23 protein-coding genes and 1 tRNA gene are annotated in these 24916 nt (G+C 72.7%); 4 read left to right on the forward strand and 20 right to left on the reverse strand.

Going from position 1 to position 24916, the window contains the following annotated elements; genetic code table 11:
• Position 1: 1 nt before the first annotated feature.
• From ACFZDK_RS37230 to ACFZDK_RS37255, 6 genes are all read right to left on the reverse strand, one after another.
• Positions 2-1360, reverse strand: coding sequence for an ABC transporter permease (locus ACFZDK_RS37230; protein ID WP_390979021.1), 1359 nt, complete (start codon positions 1358-1360; stop codon positions 2-4).
• The gene (locus ACFZDK_RS37235; RefSeq protein WP_390979168.1) at positions 1357-2298 is read right to left on the reverse strand and encodes an ATP-binding cassette domain-containing protein; all 942 of its coding nucleotides are present in this window, start codon (positions 2296-2298) and stop codon (positions 1357-1359) included. The genes ACFZDK_RS37230 and ACFZDK_RS37235 overlap by 4 nt, the downstream gene beginning before the upstream one ends.
• Before the next feature lie 197 nt (positions 2299-2495).
• Positions 2496-3341, reverse strand: a complete 846-nt coding sequence (locus tag ACFZDK_RS37240; RefSeq protein ID WP_390979023.1) for an EamA family transporter — start codon at positions 3339-3341, stop codon at positions 2496-2498.
• Positions 3338-3859, reverse strand: coding sequence for a YbaK/EbsC family protein (locus ACFZDK_RS37245; RefSeq protein ID WP_390979025.1), 522 nt, complete (start codon positions 3857-3859; stop codon positions 3338-3340). The genes ACFZDK_RS37240 and ACFZDK_RS37245 overlap by 4 nt, the downstream gene beginning before the upstream one ends.
• A gap of 138 nt (positions 3860-3997) precedes the next feature.
• A complete protein-coding gene (locus ACFZDK_RS37250; protein ID WP_390979027.1) occupies positions 3998-6217 on the reverse strand; it encodes an MMPL family transporter in 2220 nt (739 codons plus the stop codon).
• A gap of 124 nt (positions 6218-6341) precedes the next feature.
• Positions 6342-6941: a TetR/AcrR family transcriptional regulator C-terminal ligand-binding domain-containing protein gene (locus ACFZDK_RS37255; protein WP_390979030.1), complete on the reverse strand. Its 600-nt coding sequence runs from the start codon at positions 6939-6941 to the stop codon at positions 6342-6344.
• Positions 6942-7108: 167 nt separating this feature from the next.
• Between ACFZDK_RS37255 and ACFZDK_RS37260 the strand changes: the two genes are divergently transcribed.
• The gene (locus tag ACFZDK_RS37260) at positions 7109-10408 is read left to right on the forward strand and encodes a S41 family peptidase (protein WP_390979032.1); all 3300 of its coding nucleotides are present in this window, start codon (positions 7109-7111) and stop codon (positions 10406-10408) included.
• A gap of 62 nt (positions 10409-10470) precedes the next feature.
• A complete protein-coding gene (locus tag ACFZDK_RS37265) occupies positions 10471-10662 on the forward strand; it encodes a WD40 repeat domain-containing protein (protein ID WP_390979035.1) in 192 nt (63 codons plus the stop codon).
• Positions 10663-10785: 123 nt separating this feature from the next.
• On the opposite strand, the gene ACFZDK_RS37270 is transcribed toward ACFZDK_RS37265, so the two are convergent.
• The 4 genes from ACFZDK_RS37270 to ACFZDK_RS37285 all read right to left on the reverse strand — a co-directional run bounded on the left by ACFZDK_RS37270 (position 10786) and on the right by ACFZDK_RS37285 (position 14519).
• Entirely contained in the window at positions 10786-11055 is a 270-nt protein-coding gene (locus ACFZDK_RS37270) for a hypothetical protein (protein ID WP_390979037.1), read from the reverse strand.
• Between the two features lie 88 nt (positions 11056-11143).
• Positions 11144-12028: a short-chain dehydrogenase/reductase gene (locus ACFZDK_RS37275; protein WP_390979038.1), complete on the reverse strand. Its 885-nt coding sequence runs from the start codon at positions 12026-12028 to the stop codon at positions 11144-11146.
• A complete protein-coding gene (locus ACFZDK_RS37280) occupies positions 12025-13002 on the reverse strand; it encodes an alpha/beta fold hydrolase (protein ID WP_390979040.1) in 978 nt (325 codons plus the stop codon). The genes ACFZDK_RS37275 and ACFZDK_RS37280 overlap by 4 nt, the downstream gene beginning before the upstream one ends.
• Positions 12999-14519 carry an NAD(P)-binding domain-containing protein gene (locus ACFZDK_RS37285; RefSeq protein ID WP_390979042.1) on the reverse strand — a complete coding sequence of 507 codons (1521 nt, stop codon included), beginning with the start codon at positions 14517-14519 and terminating at the stop codon, positions 12999-13001. The genes ACFZDK_RS37280 and ACFZDK_RS37285 overlap by 4 nt, the downstream gene beginning before the upstream one ends.
• Positions 14520-14729: 210 nt before the next feature.
• Here ACFZDK_RS37285 and ACFZDK_RS37290 point away from each other — a divergent pair, with 210 nt between their 5' ends.
• Positions 14730-15347, forward strand: coding sequence for a MerR family transcriptional regulator (locus tag ACFZDK_RS37290; RefSeq protein ID WP_390979170.1), 618 nt, complete (start codon positions 14730-14732; stop codon positions 15345-15347).
• A gap of 37 nt (positions 15348-15384) precedes the next feature.
• Here the strand turns inward: ACFZDK_RS37290 and ACFZDK_RS37295 are convergent, their stop codons facing one another.
• Positions 15385-16188, reverse strand: coding sequence for an exodeoxyribonuclease III (locus ACFZDK_RS37295; protein WP_390979044.1), 804 nt, complete (start codon positions 16186-16188; stop codon positions 15385-15387).
• A gap of 79 nt (positions 16189-16267) precedes the next feature.
• Between ACFZDK_RS37295 and ACFZDK_RS37300 the strand changes: the two genes are divergently transcribed.
• Entirely contained in the window at positions 16268-16756 is a 489-nt protein-coding gene (locus ACFZDK_RS37300; protein ID WP_390979047.1) for a GNAT family N-acetyltransferase, read from the forward strand.
• Here the strand turns inward: ACFZDK_RS37300 and ACFZDK_RS37305 are convergent.
• From ACFZDK_RS37305 to moaC, 9 genes are all read right to left on the reverse strand, one after another.
• Positions 16726-17151, reverse strand: coding sequence for a PQQ-binding-like beta-propeller repeat protein (locus ACFZDK_RS37305; protein ID WP_390979049.1), 426 nt, complete (start codon positions 17149-17151; stop codon positions 16726-16728). The two genes, ACFZDK_RS37300 and ACFZDK_RS37305, sit on opposite strands and share 31 nt — an antisense overlap.
• Positions 17109-17453 (reverse strand): PQQ-binding-like beta-propeller repeat protein, encoded by a 345-nt coding sequence (locus tag ACFZDK_RS37310; RefSeq protein WP_390979051.1) that lies wholly within the window; start codon positions 17451-17453, stop codon positions 17109-17111. Before ACFZDK_RS37310 ends, ACFZDK_RS37305 begins: the two co-directional genes overlap by 43 nt.
• A 164-nt stretch (positions 17454-17617) precedes the next feature.
• Complete coding sequence (locus tag ACFZDK_RS37315) at positions 17618-19651, reverse strand: WD40 repeat domain-containing protein (protein ID WP_390979053.1); 2034 nt, start codon at positions 19649-19651, stop codon at positions 17618-17620.
• A gap of 54 nt (positions 19652-19705) precedes the next feature.
• Positions 19706-21313, reverse strand: a complete 1608-nt coding sequence (locus tag ACFZDK_RS37320) for a hypothetical protein (RefSeq protein ID WP_390979055.1) — start codon at positions 21311-21313, stop codon at positions 19706-19708.
• Between the two features lie 163 nt (positions 21314-21476).
• A tRNA-Ala gene (locus ACFZDK_RS37325) sits at positions 21477-21550 on the reverse strand.
• Between the two features lie 102 nt (positions 21551-21652).
• A complete protein-coding gene (gene glpR, locus ACFZDK_RS37330) occupies positions 21653-22939 on the reverse strand; it encodes a gephyrin-like molybdotransferase receptor GlpR (protein WP_390979057.1) in 1287 nt (428 codons plus the stop codon).
• A gap of 196 nt (positions 22940-23135) precedes the next feature.
• Positions 23136-23759: a GNAT family N-acetyltransferase gene (locus ACFZDK_RS37335; protein WP_390979059.1), complete on the reverse strand. Its 624-nt coding sequence runs from the start codon at positions 23757-23759 to the stop codon at positions 23136-23138.
• A 20-nt stretch (positions 23760-23779) separates the two neighbouring features.
• A complete protein-coding gene (locus tag ACFZDK_RS37340; protein WP_390979061.1) occupies positions 23780-24316 on the reverse strand; it encodes a molybdenum cofactor synthesis domain-containing protein in 537 nt (178 codons plus the stop codon).
• Positions 24313-24825 (reverse strand): cyclic pyranopterin monophosphate synthase MoaC, encoded by a 513-nt coding sequence (moaC, locus tag ACFZDK_RS37345; protein ID WP_390979063.1) that lies wholly within the window; start codon positions 24823-24825, stop codon positions 24313-24315. The genes ACFZDK_RS37340 and moaC overlap by 4 nt, the downstream gene beginning before the upstream one ends.
• Between the last annotated feature and the right edge of the window lie 91 nt (positions 24826-24916).

Raw genomic sequence — 24916 nt, forward strand, 5'->3', positions numbered from 1 at the left:
TTCAGTGGGTGTCGAGCAGGTCGACGTTGCCGTCGAACTGCCACAGCGGATTCGGGGCGTCGCCGGTGGAAGTCCGCACGAGGAAGTAGCCGTTGACTTCCTTGGGACCGTCGCCGTCGGCCACGAACCGCCCGTCCGAGGTGATGTCGAGCTGGTAGACCGCCGTCCCCGTCACCGAGACGCTGGGGAGGTGCCAGCTCACTACGCAACGCCAGTCGTTCCCCGCGCCCTCCTGGGCGGCCTGGCCGTCGCTCTTGGTGCACGCCGCCGTGGCCCCCAGCTGTGTTTCGGTGACGGCGGGTCGATGGAGTTCCTGCGTCTGCAGGCGGTAGAGGTGCGCGAAGACCGTGGCGAGGGACTTCTGCACCTTGTCCTGTTCGATGCCGGAGCCCGTCGAGGGGGTGGCCACGGCGACCGCCCCGACGGTGACGGCGGTGAGCGCGGCCAGCGGCAGCACGCCCAGGGTGAGCGCGCGGCGCCCGGAACCGTCGTAGGCCGGGTTGGTGAAGTCCCGCCGTACGAACAGCAGATAGGCCAGGACGGTCGCGAGCACCGCCCAGGCCAGGCCGACCGCGACACCGATGAGGAGCGGGGCGAGCTGGGCCGGGTCGGTGAACAGGCCGTTCCAGGAGACGAAGGCCGAGCCGGGCAGGGCGAGGCGCACGGCGACGGGCAGCGGCAGCATCTGGGCGACCGACATCGTGAGCGCGACGACCGGGGGCAGCAGCAGGCCCATCGGGGAGCGGCCCAGCGCGACCGAGCCGAGCAGGCCGATCGCGGCCAGGGCGAGGGTCGGGGCGAGGGCGGCGAGCCAGGAGAGCAGGACCCGGACGGCCGCGTCCCCGGGGGACAGCAGATGGCCGTCGAGGCCGACCAGGGGCTGGTTGCCGACCGCGACGAGCCCGCCGACCGCGCTGGACACGGCCAGCCCGGCCACCAGCAGCAGGATGACGGTCAGGCTGGCCAGCGACTTCGCCACGAAGATCCGCGCGGGTGAGCGGACCGCCACCAGCAGATGGCGCCAGGTGCCGAGCCGGTCCTCGGAGGCGAACACGTCACCGGCGACCACCGACGTCAGCAGCGGCAGCGCCCAGGTGCCCGCGAAACCGAGCAGCACCAGCGGCCCGGCCCAGCCGGTCGCGTGCATCCAGCGCCCGAACAGCGTGTCCGCGGGGAGCGTGCTCTGCCGGCTCACGCCGGCGACGAACAGCGCCGGCGCGATCCAGCAGGCGAGCACCAGCAGCCGGATCCGCCACTGCGAGACCAGCTTGACCAGTTCGAAGCGGTAGCCGCGCGAGACCGGGACCCGGCGCGCGGCGGCGGGGGCACGCTCGGTGGCGGGAGCGGTGGTCGTGGTCATCGGCCGGCCTCCTGCTGCTCGGTGAGGGCGAGGAACGCGGCCTCCAGCGGCGATACGACGGGGGCGAGTTCACGGACCGCGACATCCGCCCGCACGACCTTCCCGACGAGTTCGTCGAGGGCGGGCACCAGCGCCCGTACGACGAGCACGTCGGCGTCCTGCCGTACCCCGCTGTCGTCGACCACCCGGATGCCGTCGGTCCCGGCCGCGAGCCGGCGCGCGGTCTCCGGGTCGGAGGTGCGCAGCCGGTAGTCGAGTTCGCGGTTCTCGGCGGCCAGCTTGGTCAGCGGGCCGGAGAAGACGACCCGGCCGGTGGCGAGGATGGTGACCTCGGAGCACAGGGCCTCCAGGTCGTCCATCCGGTGGCTGGAGAGCACCACACTGCTGCCCTCGGCGGCGAGCCGGGTGAGGACGCCGTGCACATGTCTCTTGCCGGCCGGGTCGAGGCCGTTGGACGGTTCGTCGAGCACGAGCAGCCGGGGCCGGGTCAGCAGCGCGGCGGCGAGCCCGAGCCGCTGCCGCATGCCGAGGGAGAAGCCGCGGGTCTTGTCGTCGGCGACATCGGTGAGCCCGACCTCGCCGAGCACGTCGTCGATGCCCGCCGTGCCTGTGTCGAGTCCGCGGAGCGCCGCCAGCGCGGCGAGATTCTGCCGGGCGGTGAGCGAGGGGTAGAGACCGGGCGCGTCCACGAACCCGGCGACACCGTCGGGTGCCGCGAGCGCCCGGTCGACCGGCGTCCCCAGGATCTCCAGGCGACCGCCGTCCGCGACGGCCAGCCCCAGCAGCAGGCCGAGCAGTGTCGTCTTGCCTGCGCCGTTCGGTCCGACCAGGCCGTGGATCTGACCCTGTGTCACGTCCAGGTCGACGCCGTCCAGCGCGACGACATCGCCGAAGCACTGGGTGATCCCGCGGGCCCGGACTGCGTGGAGTGTGTCCATGAGTCCCATGCGTCCCTTCTTCCGCAATCCGCAGGGACCTTATGGACGACACACAACCCGGCCACAGACGAACAACTGAACGCCCGCCGAACGGTTCGTCAAGGCAACGGCAAGTCCCCCGAGGGCGAGACGAATACCGGCCGAATCCGGGCACCGCCCCGACGGAGTGGTCGGAGACGCTCCGGCCCGTCCGCGGCTCAACCGGCGTGCAGCATCAGCCCGATCCCGACGACCAGGAGGCCGGCCGCCGCGATCCTGGGTGCGCCGAACTTCTCCTTGAAGAACACCGCGCCGATGGCGGCGCCGACGATGATCGACGACTCGCGCAGTGCGGCGATGGGGGCGAGTTCGGCGCGGGTCTGGGCCCACAGGACCAGTCCGTAGGCGACGACGGACAGAAGGGCGCCGAACAGGCCGAGGGCGGCGAAGGGGCGGGCGGCGGTGAGCAGTTCGCCGCGTCTGCGGTACAGGGCGTAGGCCGGGATGACCAGGCCCTGCAGGGCCATCAGCCAGGCGATGTAGCCGACGGAGGAGCCCGAGGCGCGGACCCCGAGGCCGTCCAGGAGGGTGTACACGGCGATCGTCACACCGGTGGCGAGGGCGGCCCCGATCGCCGGCCAGTCCGGGCGGCGGCCGCGCAGCCCCCACAGCGCGACTCCGGTGAGCCCGGCGCAGGACACGGCGATCCCGGCGGCGGCCGGGGCGTCGGGCACCTCGTGCGCGAACACCGCGGCGAACAGGGTGACCAGCAACGGCGCGGTGCCCCGCGCGATCGGATAGGCCTGCCCGAAGTCGCCGAGCCGGAAGGAGAGCATCAGCAGCGCGAAGTACGCGACATGGACGACCGCGGAGGCGATCAGGTACGGCCATGCCCCGGCCGCAGGCACGGCGGAGAACGGGATCAGCAGCAGCCCGATCAGCACGCCCCCGGCGGCGATCAGCGAGGAGCCGACGAGTTTGTCGGTGATCCGGTGCGCGATGGCGTTCCAGCCGGCGTGCGTGACCGCGGCCAGCAGGACGGCCGCGGTGACGGCAGGGGTCACGCGGAGGGCTCGCGCACGTCCACGACGGTGGCGCCGGCGTGCTTCACCAGGTCGGCGGGGGCGATCGGGAAGACGGCGTGGGGGTTGCCTGCGGCGGCCCACACCACGTCGTGGCGGAGCAGCTCCCGGTCGGCGAGCACGCGCGTGCGGGTGCGGTGCCCGAAGGGCGGCACGCCGCCGATGGCGTACCCGGTCGTCTCGCGTACGACGTCGGCCTTGGCCCTCGTCACCTTCTCGGCGCCGAGTTCCTTGCGGACCAGTTCCACGTCGACCCGGGAGGCGCCGTCCATCAGCACCAGCACCGGCACCCCGTCGGCCGCGAAGATCAGCGACTTGCAGATCTCGCTCAGCTCGCAGCCGACCGCGGCGGCGGCCTCGGCGGCGGTCCGGGTCGCGTCCGGGAAGCGCCGGACCTCGGAGGTCAGTCCCCCGAGCCCCAGCTCGTCCAGCGCGGCGGCGAATCGGGGATGGGCTCCGGAGCCCTCGGCATCGGCGTCAGTGGCGGCTGTCGTCGTCATACGGGGCACGCTAGCCAAGAGTCCCCGGCGACTGCGAGCGGATAACACGCCCCCGGGGACGCCTCTCGGGGACGAGGAAGCCGGTGAGGGCGCCCCGTCCCCACGGACCCTCACCGGCGGTCTGTCACGAGCGGTACGTCAGGCGCGTACCAGCTCCCGGTCCTCGTCCTCGTCGTCCTGCCCGGCCTTCCTGTCGGACAGGGTGCGCAGGCCCTCGCCCTCGACGTCGACGTTGGGCAGGGCGCGGTCCAGCCACTTCGGCAGCCACCAGGCGCGCTTGCCGAGCAGGGCGAGCACCGCCGGGACGATCGCCATGCGGACGATGAACGCGTCGAAGAAGACGGCGATGGCGAGGCCGAAGCCGATCATCTTGATCATGGACTCGCTGGAGGTGATGAAGCCGCCGAAGACGGACATCATGATGATCGCGGCGGCGCCCACCACCCGCGCGCTGTGCCGGAAGCCGGTCACCACGGCCTGGCCCGGGCTCTCGCCGTGGACGTACGCCTCCCGCATCCGGGTCACGAGGAACACCTCGTAGTCCATGGCGAGGCCGAAGACCACGCCCACCATGAAGATCGGCATCATCGACATGATCGGGCCGGTCTGCTCGACGCCGAGCAGGCCGCCGAGCCAGCCCCACTGGAAGACCGCGACGACGGCGCCGAGCGCGGCGAGCACGCTGAGCAGGAAGCCGAGGGCCGCCTTCAGCGGGACCAGGACGGAGCGGAAGACCGCGATCAGGAGGAGGAAGGCGAGGCCGACCACCAGCGCCAGGTACGGGATCAGCGCGTCGTTGAGCTTCTGCGAGAAGTCGATGTTCATCGCGGTGGTGCCGGTGACCAGGACGCGCGCGTCGGTGTCCGCCTTGACCGCGGTGCCCTCGTCGCGGATGGCGTGCACCAGGTCCTCGGTACGGACGGAGGACGGCTTGGACGACGGGACCACAGTGATCGTCGCGGTGTCGCCGGCCTGGTTGAACATCGCCGGGCTGACCGAGGCGACGTCCTTGAGGTCCTTGATCCCGTCGGTGACCGTGGTGGCCGCGGCCTTCGGGTCGGCGCTGTCCTTGGCGTCGACGACGATCATCAGCGGGCCGTTGAAGCCGGGACCGAACCCGTCCGAGAGCAGGTCGTAGGCGCGGCGCTGGGTGGTGGACGTGGGCTGCGAGCCGTCGTCGGGCAGGCCCAGCTCCAGCTGGGAGGCCGGCAGGGCGACCGCGCCGAGGCCCACCACGCCGAGCAGCAGGACGGCGGCCGGGCGGCGGACGACGAAGCTCGCCCAGCGCTCGCCCAGACCGGGCTTGGTGCGCTCCGCGGCCTGCTCGCGCCTGCCGCGCTTCGCGCCGGCCGCCTTGACCCTCTTGCCCGCGTAGCCGAGCAGTGCCGGGATCATGGTCAGCGCGATCAGGACGGAGACCACGACGGTGCCGGCCGCGGCGAGGCCCATCTTGGTGAGCATCGGGACGCCGACGACGGAGAGGCCGGCCAGCGCGATCACGACCGTGAGGCCCGCGAAGACCACCGCCGAGCCGGCGGTGCCCGCCGCGCGGCCGACCGCTTCCTCGCGGTCGCGGCCCTCGGCCAGTTCGCCGCGGTAGCGGGAGACGATGAACAGCGCGTAGTCGATGCCGACCGCCAGGCCGATCATCAGCGCCAGGGTGGACGTGGTGTCGCCGAGGTCGAGCGTCTTGGCGAGCGCGGTGATGGTGGAGACGCCGATGCCGACGCCGATGATCGCCGTCAGCAGCGGCAGCCCGGCCGCGACCAGCGAACCGAGGGTGATGACGAGGACGACGGCGGCGATGGCGAGGCCGACGACCTCGCCGGCCGCGCCCGGTTCGGCCCCGGCCTGCAGGGCGTCACCGCCGATCTCGACGGTCAGCCCGGCCTTCTGCACGTCGTGCCCGGCCGCCTCCAGCGCGTCGCGGGAGGAGTCCTTGAGCTCCATGCCGGAGACGTCGTAGCGCACCGAGGCGTAGGCGACCGTGCCGTCCTTGCTGACGGCGTGCGTCTTGTAGGGGTCGGTGACGGAGGTGACCTCGGAGCCGTCCGCCAGTTCCTTCACCGTGGCCTTGACGGTGGCCTTGTTGAGCTTGTCCGTCATCTTCTCGCCGGCCGGCGCCTTGAAGACGACCCGCGCGGTGGCGCCGTCGGAGCTGGAGCCGGGGAAGCGCTGGTCCAGCAGGTCGAAGGCCTTCTGCGCCTCCGTGCCGGGGATCGAGAAGGACGTGGAGCCGGCGGCGGGCGCACTGGCCGCGCCGACGCCCGCCAGGGTCAGCAGGGCCACCCATATGAGGGCGACGAAGTGCCGTCGCCGAAAGGCGAACCGGCCCAGTTTGTAGAGGAACGTGGCCACGAGGGCGTACTCCCGGTCAGGTCGTGGGGTGTTCAGGGCAGGGTTGACCGACCCGGTGGGTGGCAGGGTCGATCGGCCCGACGACGTGAGCGGAGACGTCAGGTGGGCTGGCTGCGGGGAAGGGTCAACGGGTGGCCGCGCCAAGGGCGGGGAGCACCACGGCGTCGATGTACTTCAGCAGGAAGGCCTGCGTGGGCGGCTGCTCGTCGATCAGCGAACGAGCGGCGAATCCACCGATCATCATGTGCATCACGAAGTCGATGGCCGGGTTGTCCGCACGGACCTCGCCCCGGTCGATCGCACGCTGCAGCACCTGGCGGAAATCGGCCATCTCGGGCTCGATCAGATGCTCCTTGAACGCCGCCAGGAGCTCCGGGCTGCCGTGGATCGCCATGGCGAGCCCTCGCATGAGCGCGGAGTTCTGCTCCATCTGGCAGTCGTCCGAGCGCAGGGTGAGGGCGTGCAGGTCGCCCTTGAGCGATCCGGTGTCGATGTTCGCGAAGCCGCCCGGCTTGTTGTGCCGCACCGCCCGGGCCACCAGCTCGGCCTTGCCGCCCCACTGGCGGTAGAGGGTGGCCTTGCTGGACTTGGTGCGGGCGGCGACGGCGTCCATGGTCAGGGCGTCGTAGCCGACCTCGCGGAGCAGGTCGAGCACGGCCTCGTACAGCTCGGCCTCACGCTCGGGCGTGATCCGACTGCGACGCGCCGTTGCGACCTCAGTCATGCCACTCACCCTTCACTGCTCCCTCGGCACCTTCATGCGTACACCTCGAAGATACCCTGCGATCTACAGAAACGAAACCGTTTCGTACGTGTGTTGTCTCACGTATGTGAAAGACATACCCGCTCCCACGAGTTGCTCGCCCCCCGCGACCGGAAAAGCATGGGGAGGTGAGCTATCTGCGCCTGCCGCATCTCAGCGGCGACCTGTTGTGCTTCGTGGCCGAGGACGACCTCTGGCTGACCTCGATCGACACCCCGGGCCGCGCCTGGCGGCTCACCGTCGACCGCACCAAGGTCGGCCACCCGCGCTTCTCGCCCGACGGCCGCCGGATCGCCTACACGAGCTGGCGCAGCCTGGTGCCCGAGATCCACCTGGCCGACGTGGACGGCGGACCCGGACGGCAGCTGACGTACTGGGGCAGCGCCGACACCCAGGTCTGCGGCTGGACCCCGGAGGGCGACATCCTGGCGGTCGCCTCGCACGGGCAGCCGTTCTCCTATTTCACCTGGGCCTACAAGGTCTCCCCCGACGGCGATCCCGGCCGCAAGCTGCCCTGGGGCCCGGTCTCCGACATCCAGGTCGCCGACATCGACGGCGAGCGCAGAACCCTGCTGCTCACCGGCACCCCGCCGCACGAACCGGCCGCCTGGAAGCGCTACCGGGGCGGCGCCATGGGCCGGCTGTGGCTGCACGGGCAGCGGCTGCTCGACGGCATCGGCGGCCATCTGCACTCCCCGATGTTCGTCGCCGGCCGGATCGCCTTCCTCTCCGACCACGAGGGCGTCGGCAACCTCTACTCCTGCGCCTACGACGGCTCCGACCTGCGCCGGCACACCGACCACGACGCCTTCTACGCCCGGCACGCCTCCAGCGACGGCTCGCGCGTGGTGTACCAGTGCGCGGGCGACCTGTGGCTCGTCGACGACCTCGGCCCGGACGCGGCGCCGCGCCGGCTGGACGTACGGCTGTCCGGGCCGCGCGCCGGGCGCCGCCCCTACCAGGTGCCGGCCGCCCAGCACGTCGACGGCGTCTCCGTGGACGAGACGGGACGGGCCAGCGCCGTCGTCGTCCGCGGCAGCCTGTACTGGCTCACCCACCGCGACGGCCCCGCCCGCACCATCGCCGACACCCCGGGCGTCCGGGTACGGCTCCCGGAGATGCTCGGCTCGACCGGCCAGATCGCCTACGTCACGGACGCCGGCGGCGAGGACGCGGTCGAGATCGCCCACCTGCCCCGGGCCAGCGGCGACCGCCCACCGCGCCGGCTGGCCTCCGGGAGACTGGGCCGGGTGCTGGAACTGGTCTCCGACCCACTGGGCGAACGGCTGGCGGTGGCCGCGCACGACGGACGGCTGCTGCTCATCGATGTGGCGGAGGAGGAGGTTGAGGCTGGGGACGTTGACGCCGAGGACGTTGAGGCGGTCAACGTTGACGACGCCGACGGAGTGGTCATCGAGTTGATCCAGTCGATCAACGGTCCGGTCCGTGATCTGGCCTTCTCACCGGACGGGTCATGGTTGACCTGGTCGCATCCGGGGATCGGCCGCACGCTGCGGCAGATCAAGATGGCCCGCATCAGCGACCGGCTCGTCATCGACGTCACCAACGGCCGCTTCGAGGACGAGAACCCGGTCTTCACCCGCGACGGCCGCTATCTCGCGTTCCTCTCCTGGCGCGGTTTCGACCCGGTGTACGACGTGCACACCGGCGACCTCTCCTTCCCGCTCGGCTGCCGCCCCTATCTGGTCCCGCTCTCCTCCGCCACCCTCTCCCCCTTCGCCCTCAACCCGGACGGGCGGCCGGCCGCCGGCGGTCTGGACCCCGTCGAGGACGAGGAGCCCGGCGAGGGCGGCGCGGTGACGGTCGAGGTGGAGGGCCTGGAGAACCGGGTGACCCCGTTCCCGGTCACCGCCTCCAAGTACTCGGCGCTGTACCCGGTCGCGGGCGGCGGCCTGGTCTGGCTGCGCTGGCCGATCTCGGGCGCGCTCGGCGAGACCTTCGCCAACCCGGCCGACACCAGCGGCCGCCCGACCCTCGAGTACTTCAACATCAGCAAGGCGAAGAAGTCCGAACTGGTCGACCACCTCGACTGGTTCACGGTCAGCGGCGACGGCAGCCGGCTGGTCGTGGTCGACGAGGGCGAGCTGCGGGCCGTCCCCTCGACCGAGTCCGGCGACGGCGACACGACCGTCTGGATCGACCTGCGCCGCATCCTGCACGAGGTCGACCCGCCCGCCGAGTGGCGCCAGGCGTACGCCGAGGCCGGCCGCCTCATCCGCGACTACTTCTGGGACCCGGGGATGTGCGGCATCGACTGGGACGGCGTCCTCGACCAGTACCGCCCGCTGGTCGAACGGGTCGCCTCCCCCGACGAGTTCGCCGACCTGCTGCGCGAGGTGCTCGGCGAACTCGGCACCTCCCACGCCTATGTCACCCCCGCCCGCCGCAACGAGGGCCCGCCGCACTACCAGCGCCTCCAGGGCCTGCTCGGCGCCAACCTCGTCCACCGGGACGGCGGCTGGACCGTGAAGCGCATCCTGCCGGGCGACTCCTCCGACTCCAAGGCACGCTCCCCGCTCGCGGGCACCGGCATCCGCGAGGGCGCGGTGCTCACGCACATCGACGGCAGGCCGGTCGACCCGGTCACCGGCCCGTACCCGCTGCTCGCGGGGGCGGGCGGTACGACCGTGGAGCTGACGTTCACCCCGGGCGAGGGCGAGTCAGGGCCGCCGCGCCGGGTCGCCGTCCTCCCCCTGATCGACGAACGGCCGCTGCGCTACCAGGACTGGGTGGCCAAACGCCGTGAGGTGGTACGGGAGATGAGCGGCGGCAAGTGCGGCTACCTGCACATCCCCGACATGGGCGGCTCGGGCTGGGCCCAGTTCAATCGCGACCTGCGCGGGGAGGTCTCCCGGCCGGCGCTCATCGTCGACGTGCGCGGCAACGCGGGCGGCCACATCAGCGAACTCGTCGTGGAGAAGCTCACCCGGACCATCCTCGGCTGGGACCTGACGAGGAACGCCCAGCCGGTGTCGTACGCCTCCAACGCCCCGCGCGGCCCGATCGTGGCACTCGCCGACGAGGCCACCTCCTCCGACGGCGACATGATCACGGCCGCGATCAAGCTGCTGAAGCTCGGTCCGGTCGTCGGGCAGCGCACCTGGGGCGGAGTGGTCGGCATGACCGGCCGCCACCGCCTGGGCGACGGCACGGTGATCACGGTGCCGATGAACGCGGCCTGGTTCGAGGACTACGGCTGGTCCGTCGAGAACCACGGCGTCGCCCCCGACCTGGAGGTCCTGCGCACCCCCCTGGACTGGGCGGAGGGCCGCCACGTCGAGATGGACGACGCGATCCAGCTGGCCCTGGACCTGCTGACCGACCACCCGGCGGCGATCCCCCCGGACTACGGCGAGGTCCCCGACGGGTCCCGCCCGAAGCTGCCGCCGCGGCCGACGGCTCCCTGACACCCCGGTGGAACCCGGCCACCGGCAGCATCGAGGAGACCCTCCCCGACGCGGGGACACCCATGGCTTTCAGCCCGGACGGCGCCACCCTCGCCGTCGGCCGGGTGGGCGGCGACGGCGGCTCGGTGTCCCTGCTGGACGTCGCCACCGGGTACTCACGCGTCGAATTCGTCGGCCACACCGGCGAAGTGCGGTCCCTGGCCTTCAGCCCCGACGGCCGCACGCTGGCCAGCAGGACAGCGGCGGCACGGTAAAGCTGTGGAACGTCGCCCTGCCCGGCTCCGCGCGCCGACCCGTATGCGGATGAGGAGGCAGCGTGGGGCGCCCTTCGAACGGAAGGGCGCCCCACGCGCGTTCAGGCCGAGCCGGGTGCGACGCTACGCGTCGTAGTCCTGGTCGAACCGGTCCTGCATCTCCTGCTCGGTGTCGTCCAGGTTCTGGCGACCGCGCTCAGGGGTCTGCCGGCCGCGCTCCTGCGCCTGCCGACCGGTCTGCTGACCCTGCTGGTGCGCCTGCTCGCCACGCTGCTGGGCCTGCTCGCCACGCTGCTGGGCCTGCTGGCCGCGCTGCTGCGCCTGCTGCTGGCCCTCCTGCATCTTCTGCTTGGCCTGACCCTGCGTCTTGCCGGCCTTGTCCTTCATACCCATGTGGGTTCACTCCCGTGGAGGGTGAGGGGATCGGCCCTCAGTGGGGCCTCGACCAGACTCACACGGGTCGACTACGCGCGCATTTCGATCAGTTACGGTGCGTAGCGCGCGTCTCCTCGTCAGCCGCCCCACCTGCGCCGACGAGCCCCGTGCGCATGCCCTGCAAGCGGGGCGCGAACCGCTTCATCTCACGCTGTCCGACCGTTCCGATGAGGGCCGGCAGATACCCCCGCACCCCCTGCATCCCGCGCAGCCACCCCTGCCCGTACACATGCGCCGAGCGCCGCTCGATCCCGGCCACGATCCGGTCCACGGCCGGACCCAGCGGATACGTCTTGTTCGCCGGCCAGGGCAGCCGCTGCCGCAACTCCCGCATCACGTCGTCCTGGTCGGCGCCGCGCACCATGTCGGTGTCCGTCCAGGACAGATATCCGACCCCGACGCGCACACCCTGGTGGCCGACCTCGGCGCGCAGGCTGTGCGCGTACGCCTCCACGCCCGCCTTGGACGCGCAGTACGCCGTCATCATCGGCGCAGGCGTGATCGCGGCCAGCGAGGCGATCTGCAGCAGATAGCCGCGGCTCTCCGTCAGCACCGGCAGAAACGCGCGGGCGGTCACCGCCGAGCCGATCAGGTTGACCTCGATCACCCGCCGCCAGGCCACCGGGTCGGAGTCGGCGAACGGACCGCCGTTCGCCACGCCCGCGTTGGCCACCACGATGTCGATCTTCCCGAACCGCTCCTTGACCTCCGCCGCCACCCGGCTCATCGCCTCCTGGTCGGTGACGTCGGCGTACCAGTGGGCGCTCTCGCTGTGCAGCTTGCCGGAGACCTCCTTGAGCGCCTCCTCCTCCAGACCGACCAGCGCGACCTTCGCCCCGCGCGCGGAGAGCTTGCGGGCCAGCAACTCGCCGACACCGCGCGCCGCTCCCGTGACGACGGCGACCTGCCCTTCGAGACCGACCCTGCTCATGCGCCCTCCTTGACCTGCTTGACCTGCTTGACCTGTGTCGCGGGCGCGTCGGCGCCGGCTTCGTCGGGGGTGACCGTCACATACGCGGTGACGAGTTCCCGGATCCTTCCGTTGACCGGCTCCGGCGCCTCGACCGGCGTCATGTGCCCCATGCCCGGCAGTTCGGTGAGACCGAGGGAGTGCGGCAGCGCGGCGGTCAGCGCGCGGGCGTGCAGCGGGGGCGTGAGCCGGTCGTCCGTGCCGGTGACGACCGCCGTGGGCACGCGCAACTCCCGGACCCCGGCGTCGAGATCGAGCTGGGCGAGAACCAGCCCCCAGGCCCGCCGTACGGCGCGCGGGCAGGCGTGCACGATCCGCGCGCACGCCTCCACCATCTGCGGGGCGGAACCGGCGCCCATGGTGGCGTACTTGAGGATGCGCCGCGCGAGGGGCGTGACCGGCCCGAGGGGGGCGCGCGAGGCCAGGACACGCGTCGTGAGCCAGGTGCGCCCGGCCCCGGCGCGTATCGGTACGACCCGCGCCTCCGCGACCAGCCGCGAACTGCCGGTGCTGCACAGCAGGACGGCGGCGGCGTGCTCACGGAAGCGGGCCCGGGTGGCGGCCGCCATGACCGTCATACCGCCCATGGAGTGCCCGACGATCACGGCCCGTTCCCCGGGCGCGAGCGTCTGCGCCAGCACCGCCTCCAGGTCGTCCGCCAGCGCACGCGTACTGCACGCGGGGCTCGCGGGACTGCGCCCGTGCCCCCTCTGGTCGTAGGCGATGACCCGGTGGTCGGCGGCCAGTTCCCGTATCTGCGCCGCCCAGAAGGCGGTCGAGCAGGTCCAGCCGTGGGCGAGGACGACGGGGGGCGCGTTCTCGGGACCGTGCACCTCGACGTGCAGCCGGGCGCCGTCGGCGGAGACCGCGGTGAGTTCGCGGGCGGGGGCGGGCGGGGCGTAAGGCCCGCTGGTCACATGGGTGAGCCGGCTCACGCGCCCACCTCCGCGTCGGACTTGGCGCCGTGCACGCTCTCGCTCAGGGGCGGGCGGATCACCTCGTACTCCGCGAGGTCCACGCGCTGCGTCGCACGCCGGAACTCCGTGGTCGTACCGGGCCAGATGGTGGTGTTGCGGCCGTTCGCGTCCAGGTACCAGCTGGTGCAGCCGCCGGTGTTCCAGACGGTGCGCTTCATGCGTTCCTGGACCTTGTGGTTCCAGCCGGCCACGGCGGCGGGGCGCGCGTCGAGGGCCGCCCGCCCGCCGAGGACGTCGAGCTGGCGCAGGTAGTCGGCCATGTAGTTCAGCTGGGACTCGATCACGAGGATCATGGAGGAGTTCCCGAGGCCGGTGTTGGGCCCGATGATCGTCATCCAGTTGGGGAACCCGGCGGCCGAGGCACCGCGCAGCGCCTCCATCCCGCCCTTCCAGCTCTCCGCCAGGGTCCGTCCGTCGGCGCCCACCACCCGCTCGGCGATCGGCATGTCGGTGACATGGAAGCCGGTGCCGAAGATGATCGCGTCGACCTCGGCGGTGCTGCCGTCGGCGGCCACCACGGTCGACCCGCGCACCTCGCTCAGCCCGCTCGCCACCACGTCCACGTTCCGCTGCGCCAGCGCCGGATAGTAGGTGCTGGAGAGCAGGATCCGCTTGCAGCCGATGCGGTAGTCCGGGGTGAGCTTGGCGCGCAGCGCGGGATCCTTGACGGCGCGGGCCATGTTGCGCTTGGCGATGCTCTCGACCAGGCCGAGTTCGTCGGGGCGCTTGGTGAACGCCTGGACCTGGAGCTCCCGGATGCCCCACAGCAGCCCGCGCCGGGCCTGGGTGGTGAAGGGCAGCGCCCGGTGCAGCCGGCGCTCGGCGGCGCTGATCGCGCGGTCCATGCGGGGCATCACCCACGGCGGCGTGCGCTGGAAGAGGGTGAGCTGTGCGACCTCGGGCTGGACGGCGGGCACGATCTGGATCGCGGAGGCGCCGGTGCCGATCATGGCGACCCGCTTGCCGCGCAGGTCGTAGTCGTGGTCCCAGCGGGCCGAGTGGAAGACCTTGCCGGGGAAGGAGTCCAGCCCCGGGATGTCGGGGGTCTTCGGGTCGGACAGCGGCCCGGTGGCGGAGACGACCACGTCGGCGCAGAGCGAGCCGGCCGCCGTCTCGATGTCCCAGCGCAGCTTCTCCGGGTCCCAGGTCATCCGCTTCACCTCGGCGTCGAAGCGGAGGTGGGGCCGCAGTCCGAACACGTCGGCGACATGTTCCAGGTAGGCGCGGATGTGCTCCTGCCCGGAGAAGGTGCGCGGCCAGTCGGGGTTGGGCGCGAAGGAGAAGGAGTACAGGTGCGACGGCACGTCGCAGGCGCACCCCGGGTAGTCGTTGTCCCGCCAGGCGCCGCCGACGCTGCCGGCCCGTTCCAGGACGACGAAGTCGGTGATCCCCTCCCGGCGCAACCGCACGGCCGCGCCCAGTCCGCCGAACCCGGACCCGATCACCGCCACCCGTACATGCTCGTGCTCGGCCATCCCGGAGCCTCCACACCTCGACCGTGATTACGCCAGTGAACACTGGCACAATGGGACTGTAGAGCAGCTCCGTACCGATGGGTAGGGGTCGGACGGGGGAAAGTTACCGGCGGTACAACATAGGCTGCGCACGTGGCAGACGACGGTGGACGAACGACCTCCGCGGCCGGCGACCGCCGCCTCCAGCAGGGCGGACCCCGCGAGTACCGCATGGAGGAACTGGCGAGACTGGCCGGCATCACCGTGCGCACCCTGCGCTTCTACCGCGAGCGCAAGCTGCTCGCGCCGCCCCGCCGCGAGGGCCGTATCGCCTGGTACGACGACCACCACCTGGCCCGGCTGCACACCATCTCGGCGCTCCTGGAGCGCGGCCACACCCTGAACGGCATCGCGGAACTGGCCGAGGCCCTCGACCACGGCCGGGACGTCGCCGACCTCCTGGGCGTCGAGCCGACGGAGGAGGAGCCGGTCCGGCTGACCCCCGGGGAACTCGCCGCCCGCTTCGAGGGCGAGGCCACCCCGGAGAACCTCGCCGCCGCACTGGACCTCGGCTACCTCGGCACCGACGGCGACGACATCGTCCACATCAGCCGGCGCCTGCTGGACGCCTCCGAGGCCCTGGTCCGCGAGGGCTTCCCGCTCGCCGAGGTGCTGGCCGCCGGCCGCAGCGTCCGCGAGCACGCCGACGCCCTCGCCGAACTCTTCGCCGAACTCGTCCTCCGCCACGGCCCCGAGGAGGACATGGCCCGCCTGCGCCCACTGGCCCGCAGCGTGGTGGAGGCGGAGGTGTCCCTGGCGCTTGACCGACGGCTGCGCAAGCGGCCGTAACGGTCTGAGGGCGGTGGGGATCAGAGGCCGGTGGGGATCAGAGGTCGTACACGACGGTGACGGGCGCATGGTCGGACCACCGCTCAGCATGCGTGGCCGCCCGCTCCACGAACGCCTTCACCGCCTTGTCCGCGAGCCCGCGCGTGGCCATCTGGTAGTCGATGCGCCATCCCGAGTCGTTGTCGAAGGCCCGCCCCCGGTACGACCACCAGGTGTACGGCCCCTCCGCCTCCGGGTGCAGGGCGCGTACGACGTCCACGTAGCCGCCGTCGGCCGGGTCCAGGACGCTGCCGAGCCACTCGCGTTCCTCCGGCAGGAAGCCGGAGTTCTTGGTGTTGCCGCGCCAGTTCTTCAGGTCGGCCTGCTGGTGGGCGATGTTCCAGTCGCCGCAGACGACGACCTCGCGCCCGTCGGCGGCGGCCCGCTCGCGGAGGTCCTTGAGGTGGGCGAGGAACTCACCCATGAAGCGGACCTTCTCGTCCTGCCGCTCGGTGCCGACCTCCCCGGAGGGGAGATAGAGGGAGACGACCGTCACACCGGGCAGGTCGGCCTCGACACAGCGGCCGCTCGTGTCGAACTCGTCCGAGCCGAAGCCGATGCGCACCCGGTCCGGCTCACGCCGGGTGTACAGGGAGACGCCCGCGCGCCCCTTGGCCGCCGCGGGGGCGTGCACGACATGCCAGCCGCCGGGCGCGCGCACCTCTTCCGGGAGCTGCTGCGGCTCCGCGCGCACCTCCTGCAGGCAGATCACGTCCGCCGAGGTCTGCGCGAGCCACTCCACGAAGCCCTTCTTCGCGGCGGCCCGCAGTCCGTTCACATTCACCGAGGTCACAGTCAGCACCCGGGCACGATACCGGCACACTGGACGGAGTCCCGATGCCCACCGCGTTCATCGCCCGCACGAATATACGATGCCTCACATGAATATACGTCGCGTTGCCTTCGACCACCCCGACGCCGTCAAGCTGAACGACGAGGTCCAGGCCGAGTACCAGCTGCGCTACGGCGACGGCGGCGACGCCACCGTTCTCGACACGGCCGACTTCGACCCGCCGAACGGCGTCTACCTGATCGCGTACGACGCGGCCGACCGCCCCGTGGCCACCGGCGGCTGGCGCAGCCAGGACGCGAACGGCGAGGGCAACGAGGACGGCGACGCCGAACTCAAGCGCATGTTCGTCGTCGAGGCGATGCGCGGCCGGGGCCTCGCCCGCCGGATGCTCACGGCCCTGGAGGACGACGCCCGCGCGGCCGGCCGGCTGCGGATGGTCCTGGAGACGGGCACCAAGCAGCCGGAGGCCATCGCCCTCTACACCTCCAGCGGCTACGCGCCGTGCACCAAGTTCGGCTACTACCGCGACTACGAGTCGAGCCGCTGCTACGCGAAGCCCCTGCGCGCGGATCTGTAGTCCGCGTCACCCCGGGCCGCCCCCGCGCGCCGGCCCGGATGAAGGGACGCACGGGCGTCAGGTGTGCACCGCGCACAGGAAGTCGTCCTCGCTGCCCACGTAGACGGTCCCCAGAGCGACATGTCCTCGCTGCCGATGTAGACGGTCCCGTCCGCCACCGCCGGCGACGACTCCTGAGCCTCTCCGGTCTCCCGCTTCCAGCGTTTCTTCCCGGTGGCGGCATCCACGGCCCACAGGTACCAGCCGTTGCTGCCGATGTACACGGTCCCGTCGGCGACGGCGGGCGTGGACCAGGTCGGGTCGCCGAGGCGCAGCTCCCAGCGCTTGCCACCATCGGCGGCGTCCAGCGCGATCAGGCGATGGTCACCACCGATGTAGACGGTGCCGTCGGCCACCACCGGGGAGGTGTGGGGGAGGAGTAGGTCCTGACGTCCCAGAGCGTGGTTCCCGTGGCGGCGTCCACCACCCACAGGGAGTCGCGGGGGTGGCAGACGTAGACCCGGCCGTCGGCCACGGCGGGGGTGGTGAAGTGCTCGTAGGTGCGCGGCCACCGCGGCCTGAGTCTGCGCCTCCAGCGCTTGCGGCCGGTGGCCGCGTCCACGGCCCAGAGGATTCCGTTCCCGCCGGCCGTGTACACCGTGCCGTCGGCCACCGCCGGCCGCGTGCCCTTCACGTAGTCGGCATCGAGACCGGTCATCGCGTCCCCCTCCCCACGCCCTGTGCGCCCTGTTCACCCTGGGCGCTCTGTTCGACGGGCGGCCGCCCGTCGAACAGTGACATGTCGCGTTTGCGCGGCGCAACGCGAAATGGCCTGGGCTTACGGCCTGTTGACTGCTCCAAGGGGCAGGTGGTGCCCCCTGTTCACCGCCCGGTGAGCGGGAGTGCGACGGCTCCGCGGTCGTGTCCGACGATCAGGTCCGGGCCCGCGGTGGCCAGGCAGGTGGGCGCCAGGTCCAGGGCGATGTGCTGCACCGTGCCGGTCTCCGGTTCCCATACCCGTAGGCGTCCGAGTCCGCTGCCGGTGGCCAGGACGCGGCGCCCGTCGGGCAGCGTGGTGGCGGCCATGACCGGGAGGCCGGCGGTGCCTGTCCCGGCGGGCAGGGCGTCTCCGGCCGGGTCTCCGGTCGCCGGGTCCCACAGCCTGACCACGCCCTGGTCGTCTCCGGTGGCCAGCAGCGTACGGCCCTGGGCGGGCACGGCCGCCACGGCCGCCACCCGGTGCGCGGCACCGGCGAGGGCGCGTCCGTTCACCTGCACGGCCGCGCCCCGCGACCAGGGGTCGTCGACGGCCGGATCCCACACGTGCACGCCGCCCCCGGTGTCCGCGGCGACGACCAGCGTATGGCCGGCGGAGATCGGGACGGCGGTGATCGACCGGATCGGGCTGCCGTAGGGGTTGAGGCGTCCGACGGCCTCCCCGGTGGCCGGATCCCACGACCGGACCGCGCCTCGGGAGGTGGCGGTGACGAGCAGGGTCCGGCCGTCGGGGACGGCCGCGGCACACATCCCGACCACCTCGCCGGACGTGTTGCCGACCGGATCCCGGACTGGCCGCCCGGTGGCGGGATCCCACAGGACGATCGTCCCCGTCTCGTCTCCGGTGGCCAGCAGGACGCGGCCGTCGGGCAGCGGCAGGGCCGTCATCGAGCGGACACGGTCGGGACGCCCCGGCAGCGGATCGTGGACGAGGCGGCCGTCGGCCGGATCCCACAGGCACACCGCGCCCCGGTCCCCGGCGCCGGCGACGAGTGCGGGCCGACCGGGACGAGCCACGACCGCCAGTGCGCCGACGCCTCCGGCGGAGACGGCGGCGGGGCCGGACACGGGATCGGGTGCAGGGCCGGCGAACACCGTCAGGTGGGCCCAGGGGGTGCCGTCGGCCGTGACCAGCGCCCTCCCGTCCCGCCGGAGCCGGGCCGGCACCGCACCCGTCGGGCCGGCCGCCGCCGGTATCGCCGTGGGAGCCGGACGGTCGGCGTCCGTCCGCTCCCCCGTCTCGTGGTCCCGAGGGTGCGCGCCGTCCGGGTTCTCCGCCAGACCGTCGGCGATCGTCCAGGTCCGTTCGCAGTCCCAGCAGCGGAAGTACCCGGTGAGCGGCATCAGTTCGCGGGCCCGTCGCCGCCCGGCCTCCTGCGGGGTGCCCTTGGCCGCGACCAGGCCGGCGACCAGGCAGAGGACGGCCTGTCCCGGCGTCGCGGGGTGCACTCCGGCCGCCGCGGTGTCACGCGCCACCCGCAGGAAGGGCTCCCATCCCTCCCCCAGCTCCGCCTCGCGCAACGCGGTGGCGGCCGCGCTCCACGGGTGCGCCCCCGAACGGGCCCGGGCGGGCTCGGGCGGCTGCGGAGGATCGAGGGGTGGACGCACGGGGTCCACGAAGAAGTCGGGGATCTCGGTGTCGCTCCCGCACTCGGGGCAGCACAGCGAGAGGTACCCGTCCTGGGGCCGGAGGGACCACAGCGCCGTGGCGATGGGGTGGCCGGCGAACGCGAGGCAGGCCAGCGCGAGGAAGGTGCAGTCCTCGGCCGCGGCACCGGCGGCCAGGAGGCTTCGTACGGCGGCCTGTTCGGCCAGCAGGAGCGCGGCGCCGAACCCGGCCGCCAGATCGCCCGGGACGGGGGGTCTGTCCTCCGCGGTCACGATGATCCCCAGGTCCACCCAGAAATCCACGGTCCGGTCCGGGGGCAGGGCCGCCGCCGCCTCGACGAGGTGCGGCAGGGCAGCGTAGGCCCCGTCGAAGACGGTTCCGTCGTCGACGAGGCCTCCGGCCAGGTGCTTCCAGGTCTGCGGCCACGCGTCGCCGCTCCCGGTGGCACCCCCCGGTGCCATGTCCTCCAGGAGTGCTTTCACCTCCTCGGCCGTCACACCGTCGAGGTCACGCCAACGCGGGCTGTGCAAGGGCAGTTTGGGGATCATGGTGCGGCTCGCAATCGGCGATGGTTCGGCGGGACGTCACAGACCATTACGGATCATCATCTGATCGACGACAACTGCCGTGGAACGGGGCACGATGCGTGCCAGGGCCGGCAGGGCGACCTCCCAGCCGTCGAGAACCACGACCTGCGCGGCGAGCCGGCGGGCGCGGGGCGGTTCGGACAGTTCGGCGAGTGCGGCCAGGGCGCGGGCTCGTACCGCGCGGTGGGCGATCGCGTGGGCGAGGGTCTCGGCCCGGTCCGGTTCGCCGCGCCGGGCCCGCTCCTGGACGACCGCCACCAGTGCCTCGTCCTGTGCCCAGCGGTCGTCGATCACGCGGGCCAGGGTCTCGGCCCGGTCCGGGGCGCCGCGCCGGGCCAGTTCCCGGACCACCTCGATCAGTGCCCTGGCCCGGGCCCGGTGGTCGGTGATCGTGCGGGCGAGGGTTTCGGCCGCGTCCGGGTCGCCGGAACGGGCCAGCTCCCGGACGATCTCCGCCTGCCGTCCCGCGCGCAGATCGGCGTCGATCCGGTCGGCGAGGGCCAGGGCCCGCCCCGCCTGTCCGCGCCGGGCCAGCAGGAGGGTCACGGCCCTCAGCAGGGTGTCGTGATCACGGCCGGCGCCGCTCTCGAGCAGCGCCTCGGCCCGGTCGGCCAGGGCCAGGGCCACGTCCTGGGCGGCGGTTTCCGCGACGGCGTCCAGCACGTCCGCCAGTTCCCCGGCTCCAAGGAAGGGTGCGGGTGGCAGCGGGCGGGGGGCGCCCTCGTCGAAGTCCCCCTCCGGGTCCCCGTCGTGGCCGGCGGCCGCCTCCAGGGCCCACCCGCACAGCGTGTCGCCGGCGTCGACGGGGGGCCCGGACGGGGGGCGCAGCAGAGCGTCGATCCTGTCCAGGTCTCCGTTCAGGGCCTCGTGGGCCAGAACCGCCGTCAGGGGCCGGGACCGGGACCATGCGGTCCTGTCGTGGGACCGGGTGAAGTCCTCCACACGGTCGGCGAGTGCGGCGGCCCGCATCCGGTCGCCGCCGGCGACGGCCACCTCCATGAGAAGGACGAGTACGTCTCCCGTCCCGTCGGAGACGAACGCGCGCGCCTCGTCGTCGGCGCGGGCGGCGAGCCGGAGGGCCTCGTGGGTGTCGCCGCCGTCCGCCACGGCCTGCGCCAGCACGGCCCAGGCCCGCGCCCGGTTGTGCGGGTAGCGAATCCTTTCTGCCAGCGCGGCCGCCAGGTCGCGCTCACCGGCGCGCGCCCACGCCGGTACGAGGGCGACCAGCGCCTCGTCCCGCAGTTGCCGCAGGGGGATCGACTCGGCGAGCGCCTGGGCGCCGTACGGGTCGCCCTCGCCGGCCGCGGTCCTCACCAGCGCCAGGAGTTCCTCGCCCCGTTCGCGTTCGTCGCTGATCGTGTACGCCAGCTCGGCCGCGCGCACGAGATGGCCGGTGCGGGCGAGGGTCCTCGGGAACCACCCCGTGGTGAGGCCGGGGCCGGGGTTGCTGCCCACCGACAGCCGGAGAAGGGCGAGCAGGCACGGCTCGAACCCCCTTCGCGCGATGTCCTTTCCCGCGCGGTTCTCCGGTGCGGGACCGCGCCGTCGCTCCCGTTCCCGGCCGAGGAACAGTTCGTGTCCCCATTGGGCCAACCCGTCCGGCATACCGCATCGCTCCTCGCCGACCCCACCAAAAGCCGCCGCTGCCCCACCCCGAACAGGGGACGGGCTCGAACAGGCCCCGGAAACGACGAAGATCCCGACCGATCATGAAGATCGGCGGGATCTCGTCAACCGCCCCCGAGCGAACTCGAGAACAGTTGTGCAGTGGACCTGAGGGGATTTGAACCCCTGGCCCCCTCGATGCGAACGAGGTGCGCTACCGGACTGCGCCACAGGCCCTTGCAACGAGTGAAACTCTAGCATCCCCGTCGGGGTGCTTGGAAATCCGTTCCCTGACTGGTCAGGACCCGGGTTCCGGCGGCGCCTCGCGCCGCCGTGGGGTCACTCGTTGGCCGCGCGCGGGCGCTCGCCTTCCTCGTACTGGTCGAACAGGGGCGTGCGGCCGCGCTCGCGCGCCCGGCGGGCGGAGGCTGCGCGGCGGGCGTCCGTCCGGCCGTCCGCCGGCCTGTCGTCGGCCTCGGCGGTCGCCTCTTCCTCGGCCTCCGGCGCCACCGGCTTCGCCTCCTGCTCCGGGGCGACGGAACTGGACCGCGCCGAACTCCACGCGTCGGGCGCCCCGAGGTCGACGTCGGAGGTGGCACGCGGGGCTACCGGTGCGGTCACGTACGTCGGCAGGGGCACCGGCACCGGGTCCCAGCTGTCGCCGTGGCCGGGCCGCCGCTGCCGCTCGCGCTGCTGGTCGACCCACTCGGCGTGGTCGGTCTGCTCGACGAGGGCGCGCCGGTCGGCGGCGAGCGCGGACAGGCCGGGGTCGGTGTCGGTCGCTGGTCCCTCGTCCGGTTCGTCGCTCACGGCGCCCGGGTCGAGGGGCGCGCGCCGCCTCGGCTGGCGCTCCCGCAACCGCTGCGCGGCGACCTCGGCCTGCCGCCGGTCCATCTGGTAGGCGAAGCGACGGCGCTCCTGCACCCGCAGATAGGCGATGTACCCGCTGAGCATGACGGCGGGGACGCCCGGCGCCCAGAGGAACGCGAGTCCCCCGACGGCGGCGACGATCGCGCCCATCGTGAAGGCGATGAAGAGCATCACGGTGGTACGCCGACGGCGCGCGAGCACCTTCGAGCGCCGGGCGCGCGCTGCGGATGCCTGCGCGGAGGCGGAGTTCGTGCGCCGCGCCGCCGGAACCTGCTTGCGCGCCGGTTCGGAGGCCGACTTGGGGGCGGGGCCGGAGGCCGGTTTGGAGGCGGATGCCGAGGCGGGCGCGCCGCCCGTCTGACGTGCCGGTGCGGACGGGGACTTGGCCGCCGGCGCGACCGTCTGGTCGCGCGCCGGTTCCTGACGTCCAGGCGCCTCTGGTTCCCGCTCCGCCCGGACGTCCGCCCGGACCTGACGGCGGGTCGGAGGCATGGCGAAGGCCCGGACGTCCACCGATTCGGTGACGACGTCCGGTCCGTCGGCGTCCTGCTCCCCCTCCGAGGCGGAGCGCGCCCTTAGGTCCCTGGCGTACCGGCGCTCCATCCCCGCCCGTCCGGACAGCAGCCGGATGGCGGTGCTGAAGCGTTCCGTCGGACGGGCCTCGTTCAGCTCGTCCTGCCTACGGAGCCACATCGGCACCAAGTAGGCGGCCCAGGCCCCGACAATGACTGCGTAGATGAGGCCGCTGCTGCTCACGCCTCACACGGTAGAGGGGTTTGCGTGGGGCCATCTGCCAATTGCGCCGGTGTGTCGCACGATCCGGCTGATATTTCGAGCTTTTTTTGTGACCGATGCGATCAGCAGGCCGCCGAACCCGGGAATTCAATGCCCCGAGACGGTCATCGAACGATCAATTTCGAACATGTATTCAATTTTCCCGGCACCGCGACGACTAGGCGGGATTCCCCGGGGTGTTCTGCGGATTCCGCGGGGAGCGGGCCCGCTGCCAGCGGGCGAGGAGCCCCTCGGGCACCTCCTCCGCGGTGAGGGCGTAGACGAGGTGGTCGCGCCAGGCGCCGTCGATGTGGAGATAACGCGGCCGCAGCCCCTCCTCGCGGAATCCGAGTTTCTCCACGACCCGGCGGCTGGGCCGGTTCTCGGGGCGAATGCAGACCTCGATGCGGTGCAGACCAACGGTGCGGAAACAGTGGTCCACCACGAGCGCCACGGCGGTCGGCATCACCCCGCGGCCGGCCACGCCCTGGTCCACCCAGTAGCCGACGTGCCCCGAGCACATCGACCCCCAGGTGATCCCGGCGACCGTCAACTGCCCCACCAGCCGCCCCTGGTACTCGATGACGAACGGCAGCATCCGGCCCGAGTTCGCCTCGGACCGCAGATGGCGAACCATCTGCCGGTAGGTCGGCCGGTGCGCGATCGGCCCGCTGGGCGTGGGCGGCGGGATGGTCGCCTCCCAGGGGCGCAGCCAGTCCCGGTTGCGCCGGTTGACCTCGCGCCAGGGCCGCTGGTCGCGCAGCCTTATGGGCCGGAGGACGACATCGCCGTCCGCCAGCACGACGGGCCAGGACGGGCTGTTCAGCTCGCACCCCCACTGCTCGGCCCGGGGTGGTCGCCGCCGCGGATCTGGTCGACGGCGTGCGCCAGCAGCGGTTCCAGGACGGCCAGGCCGTCCCGCACCCCGCCGGTGGACCCCGGAAGGTTGACGATCAGTGTCCGGCCCGCCACCCCGGCCAGGCCCCGGGAGAGCGCGGCGGTGGGCACCTTCTCCCGGCCGAACGCCCGGACGGCCTCGGCGATGCCCGGCACCTCGTAGTCGAGCACCGCACGGGTGGCCTCGGGGGTGCGGTCGGTGGGCGAGACGCCGGTGCCGCCGGTGGTGACGACGACGTCGTACCCGGCCTCGACACCCGCGCGCAGCGCGGCCGCCACGGGATCCCCGTCGGGGACGACCCGCGGCCCGTCCACGGTGAACCCGAAGCCTTCCAGGCCGGCCGCGATCAGCGGGCCGCCCCGGTCCTCGTAGACCCCGGCGGCGGCGCGGTTGGAGGCGGTCACGACCAGCGCGCGGTACGGCGCGCGCGGCGCACCACCGGCGGACGGCCCGGCGTTCACGCCCGGCTCCAGTCGCCCGACTTGCCGCCCGTCTTCTCCTCCACGCGTACGTCCGTGATGACCGCTCCCTTGTCGACCGCCTTGACCATGTCGATCACGGTGAGCGCGGCGACGGAGACCGCGGTGAGGGCCTCCATCTCGACGCCCGTGCGGTCCGTCGTCCTCACGGTGGCCGCGATCTCCACGGCGTCGTCCGCGACCGACAGATCCAGTTTCACACCCGAGACCGACAAGGGGTGGCACAGCGGGATCAGATCCGGGGTGCGTTTGGCGCCCATGATGCCCGCGATGCGCGCGGTGGCGAGCGCGTCGCCCTTGGGGACGCCCTCGCCGCGCAGCAGCTCGACCACGCGGGGCGAGACGAGGACGCGGCCGCTGGCGCGGGCGGTGCGCGCGGTCACGTCCTTGCCGGACACGTCGACCATACGGGCGGCGCCCGCCTCGTCGATGTGCGTCAGTCGGTCTGGTGCGGAGGGTCCGGGGGTCTCCCCCCGGAAGGGCTCAGTCATGCTGTGTGGCGCTCCCGGTCCGGGCCCGTCGCGGTGCGGCGCTGGGGCCTGCTGTGCGCGACACGGTACCCGCAAGCCGGCGCCCGCCACC

The organism is Streptomyces sp. NPDC007901 (genome assembly GCF_042959465.1).
GTDB lineage: Bacteria > Actinomycetota > Actinomycetes > Streptomycetales > Streptomycetaceae > Streptomyces.

What these genes read in the sequence shown, in the direction of transcription:
- ACFZDK_RS37230 (WP_390979021.1), bottom strand. Translation starts at nt 1,360, where the DNA reads ATGACCACGACCACCGCTCCCGCCACCGAGCGTGCCCCCGCCGCCGCG.
- ACFZDK_RS37245 (WP_390979025.1), bottom strand. Translation starts at nt 3,859, where the DNA reads ATGACGACGACAGCCGCCACTGACGCCGATGCCGAGGGCTCCGGAGCC.
- ACFZDK_RS37300 (WP_390979047.1), top strand. Translation starts at nt 16,268, where the DNA reads ATGAATATACGTCGCGTTGCCTTCGACCACCCCGACGCCGTCAAGCTG.
- ACFZDK_RS37310 (WP_390979051.1), bottom strand. Translation starts at nt 17,453, where the DNA reads ATGACCGGTCTCGATGCCGACTACGTGAAGGGCACGCGGCCGGCGGTG.
- ACFZDK_RS37265 (WP_390979035.1), top strand. Translation starts at nt 10,471, where the DNA reads ATGGCTTTCAGCCCGGACGGCGCCACCCTCGCCGTCGGCCGGGTGGGC.
- ACFZDK_RS37320 (WP_390979055.1), bottom strand. Translation starts at nt 21,313, where the DNA reads ATGCCGGACGGGTTGGCCCAATGGGGACACGAACTGTTCCTCGGCCGG.
- ACFZDK_RS37275 (WP_390979038.1), bottom strand. Translation starts at nt 12,028, where the DNA reads ATGAGCAGGGTCGGTCTCGAAGGGCAGGTCGCCGTCGTCACGGGAGCG.
- moaC (WP_390979063.1), bottom strand. Translation starts at nt 24,825, where the DNA reads ATGACTGAGCCCTTCCGGGGGGAGACCCCCGGACCCTCCGCACCAGAC.
- ACFZDK_RS37285 (WP_390979042.1), bottom strand. Translation starts at nt 14,519, where the DNA reads ATGGCCGAGCACGAGCATGTACGGGTGGCGGTGATCGGGTCCGGGTTC.
- ACFZDK_RS37235 (WP_390979168.1), bottom strand. Translation starts at nt 2,298, where the DNA reads ATGGACACACTCCACGCAGTCCGGGCCCGCGGGATCACCCAGTGCTTC.
- ACFZDK_RS37270 (WP_390979037.1), bottom strand. Translation starts at nt 11,055, where the DNA reads ATGGGTATGAAGGACAAGGCCGGCAAGACGCAGGGTCAGGCCAAGCAG.
- ACFZDK_RS37290 (WP_390979170.1), top strand. Translation starts at nt 14,730, where the DNA reads ATGGAGGAACTGGCGAGACTGGCCGGCATCACCGTGCGCACCCTGCGC.
- ACFZDK_RS37255 (WP_390979030.1), bottom strand. Translation starts at nt 6,941, where the DNA reads ATGACTGAGGTCGCAACGGCGCGTCGCAGTCGGATCACGCCCGAGCGT.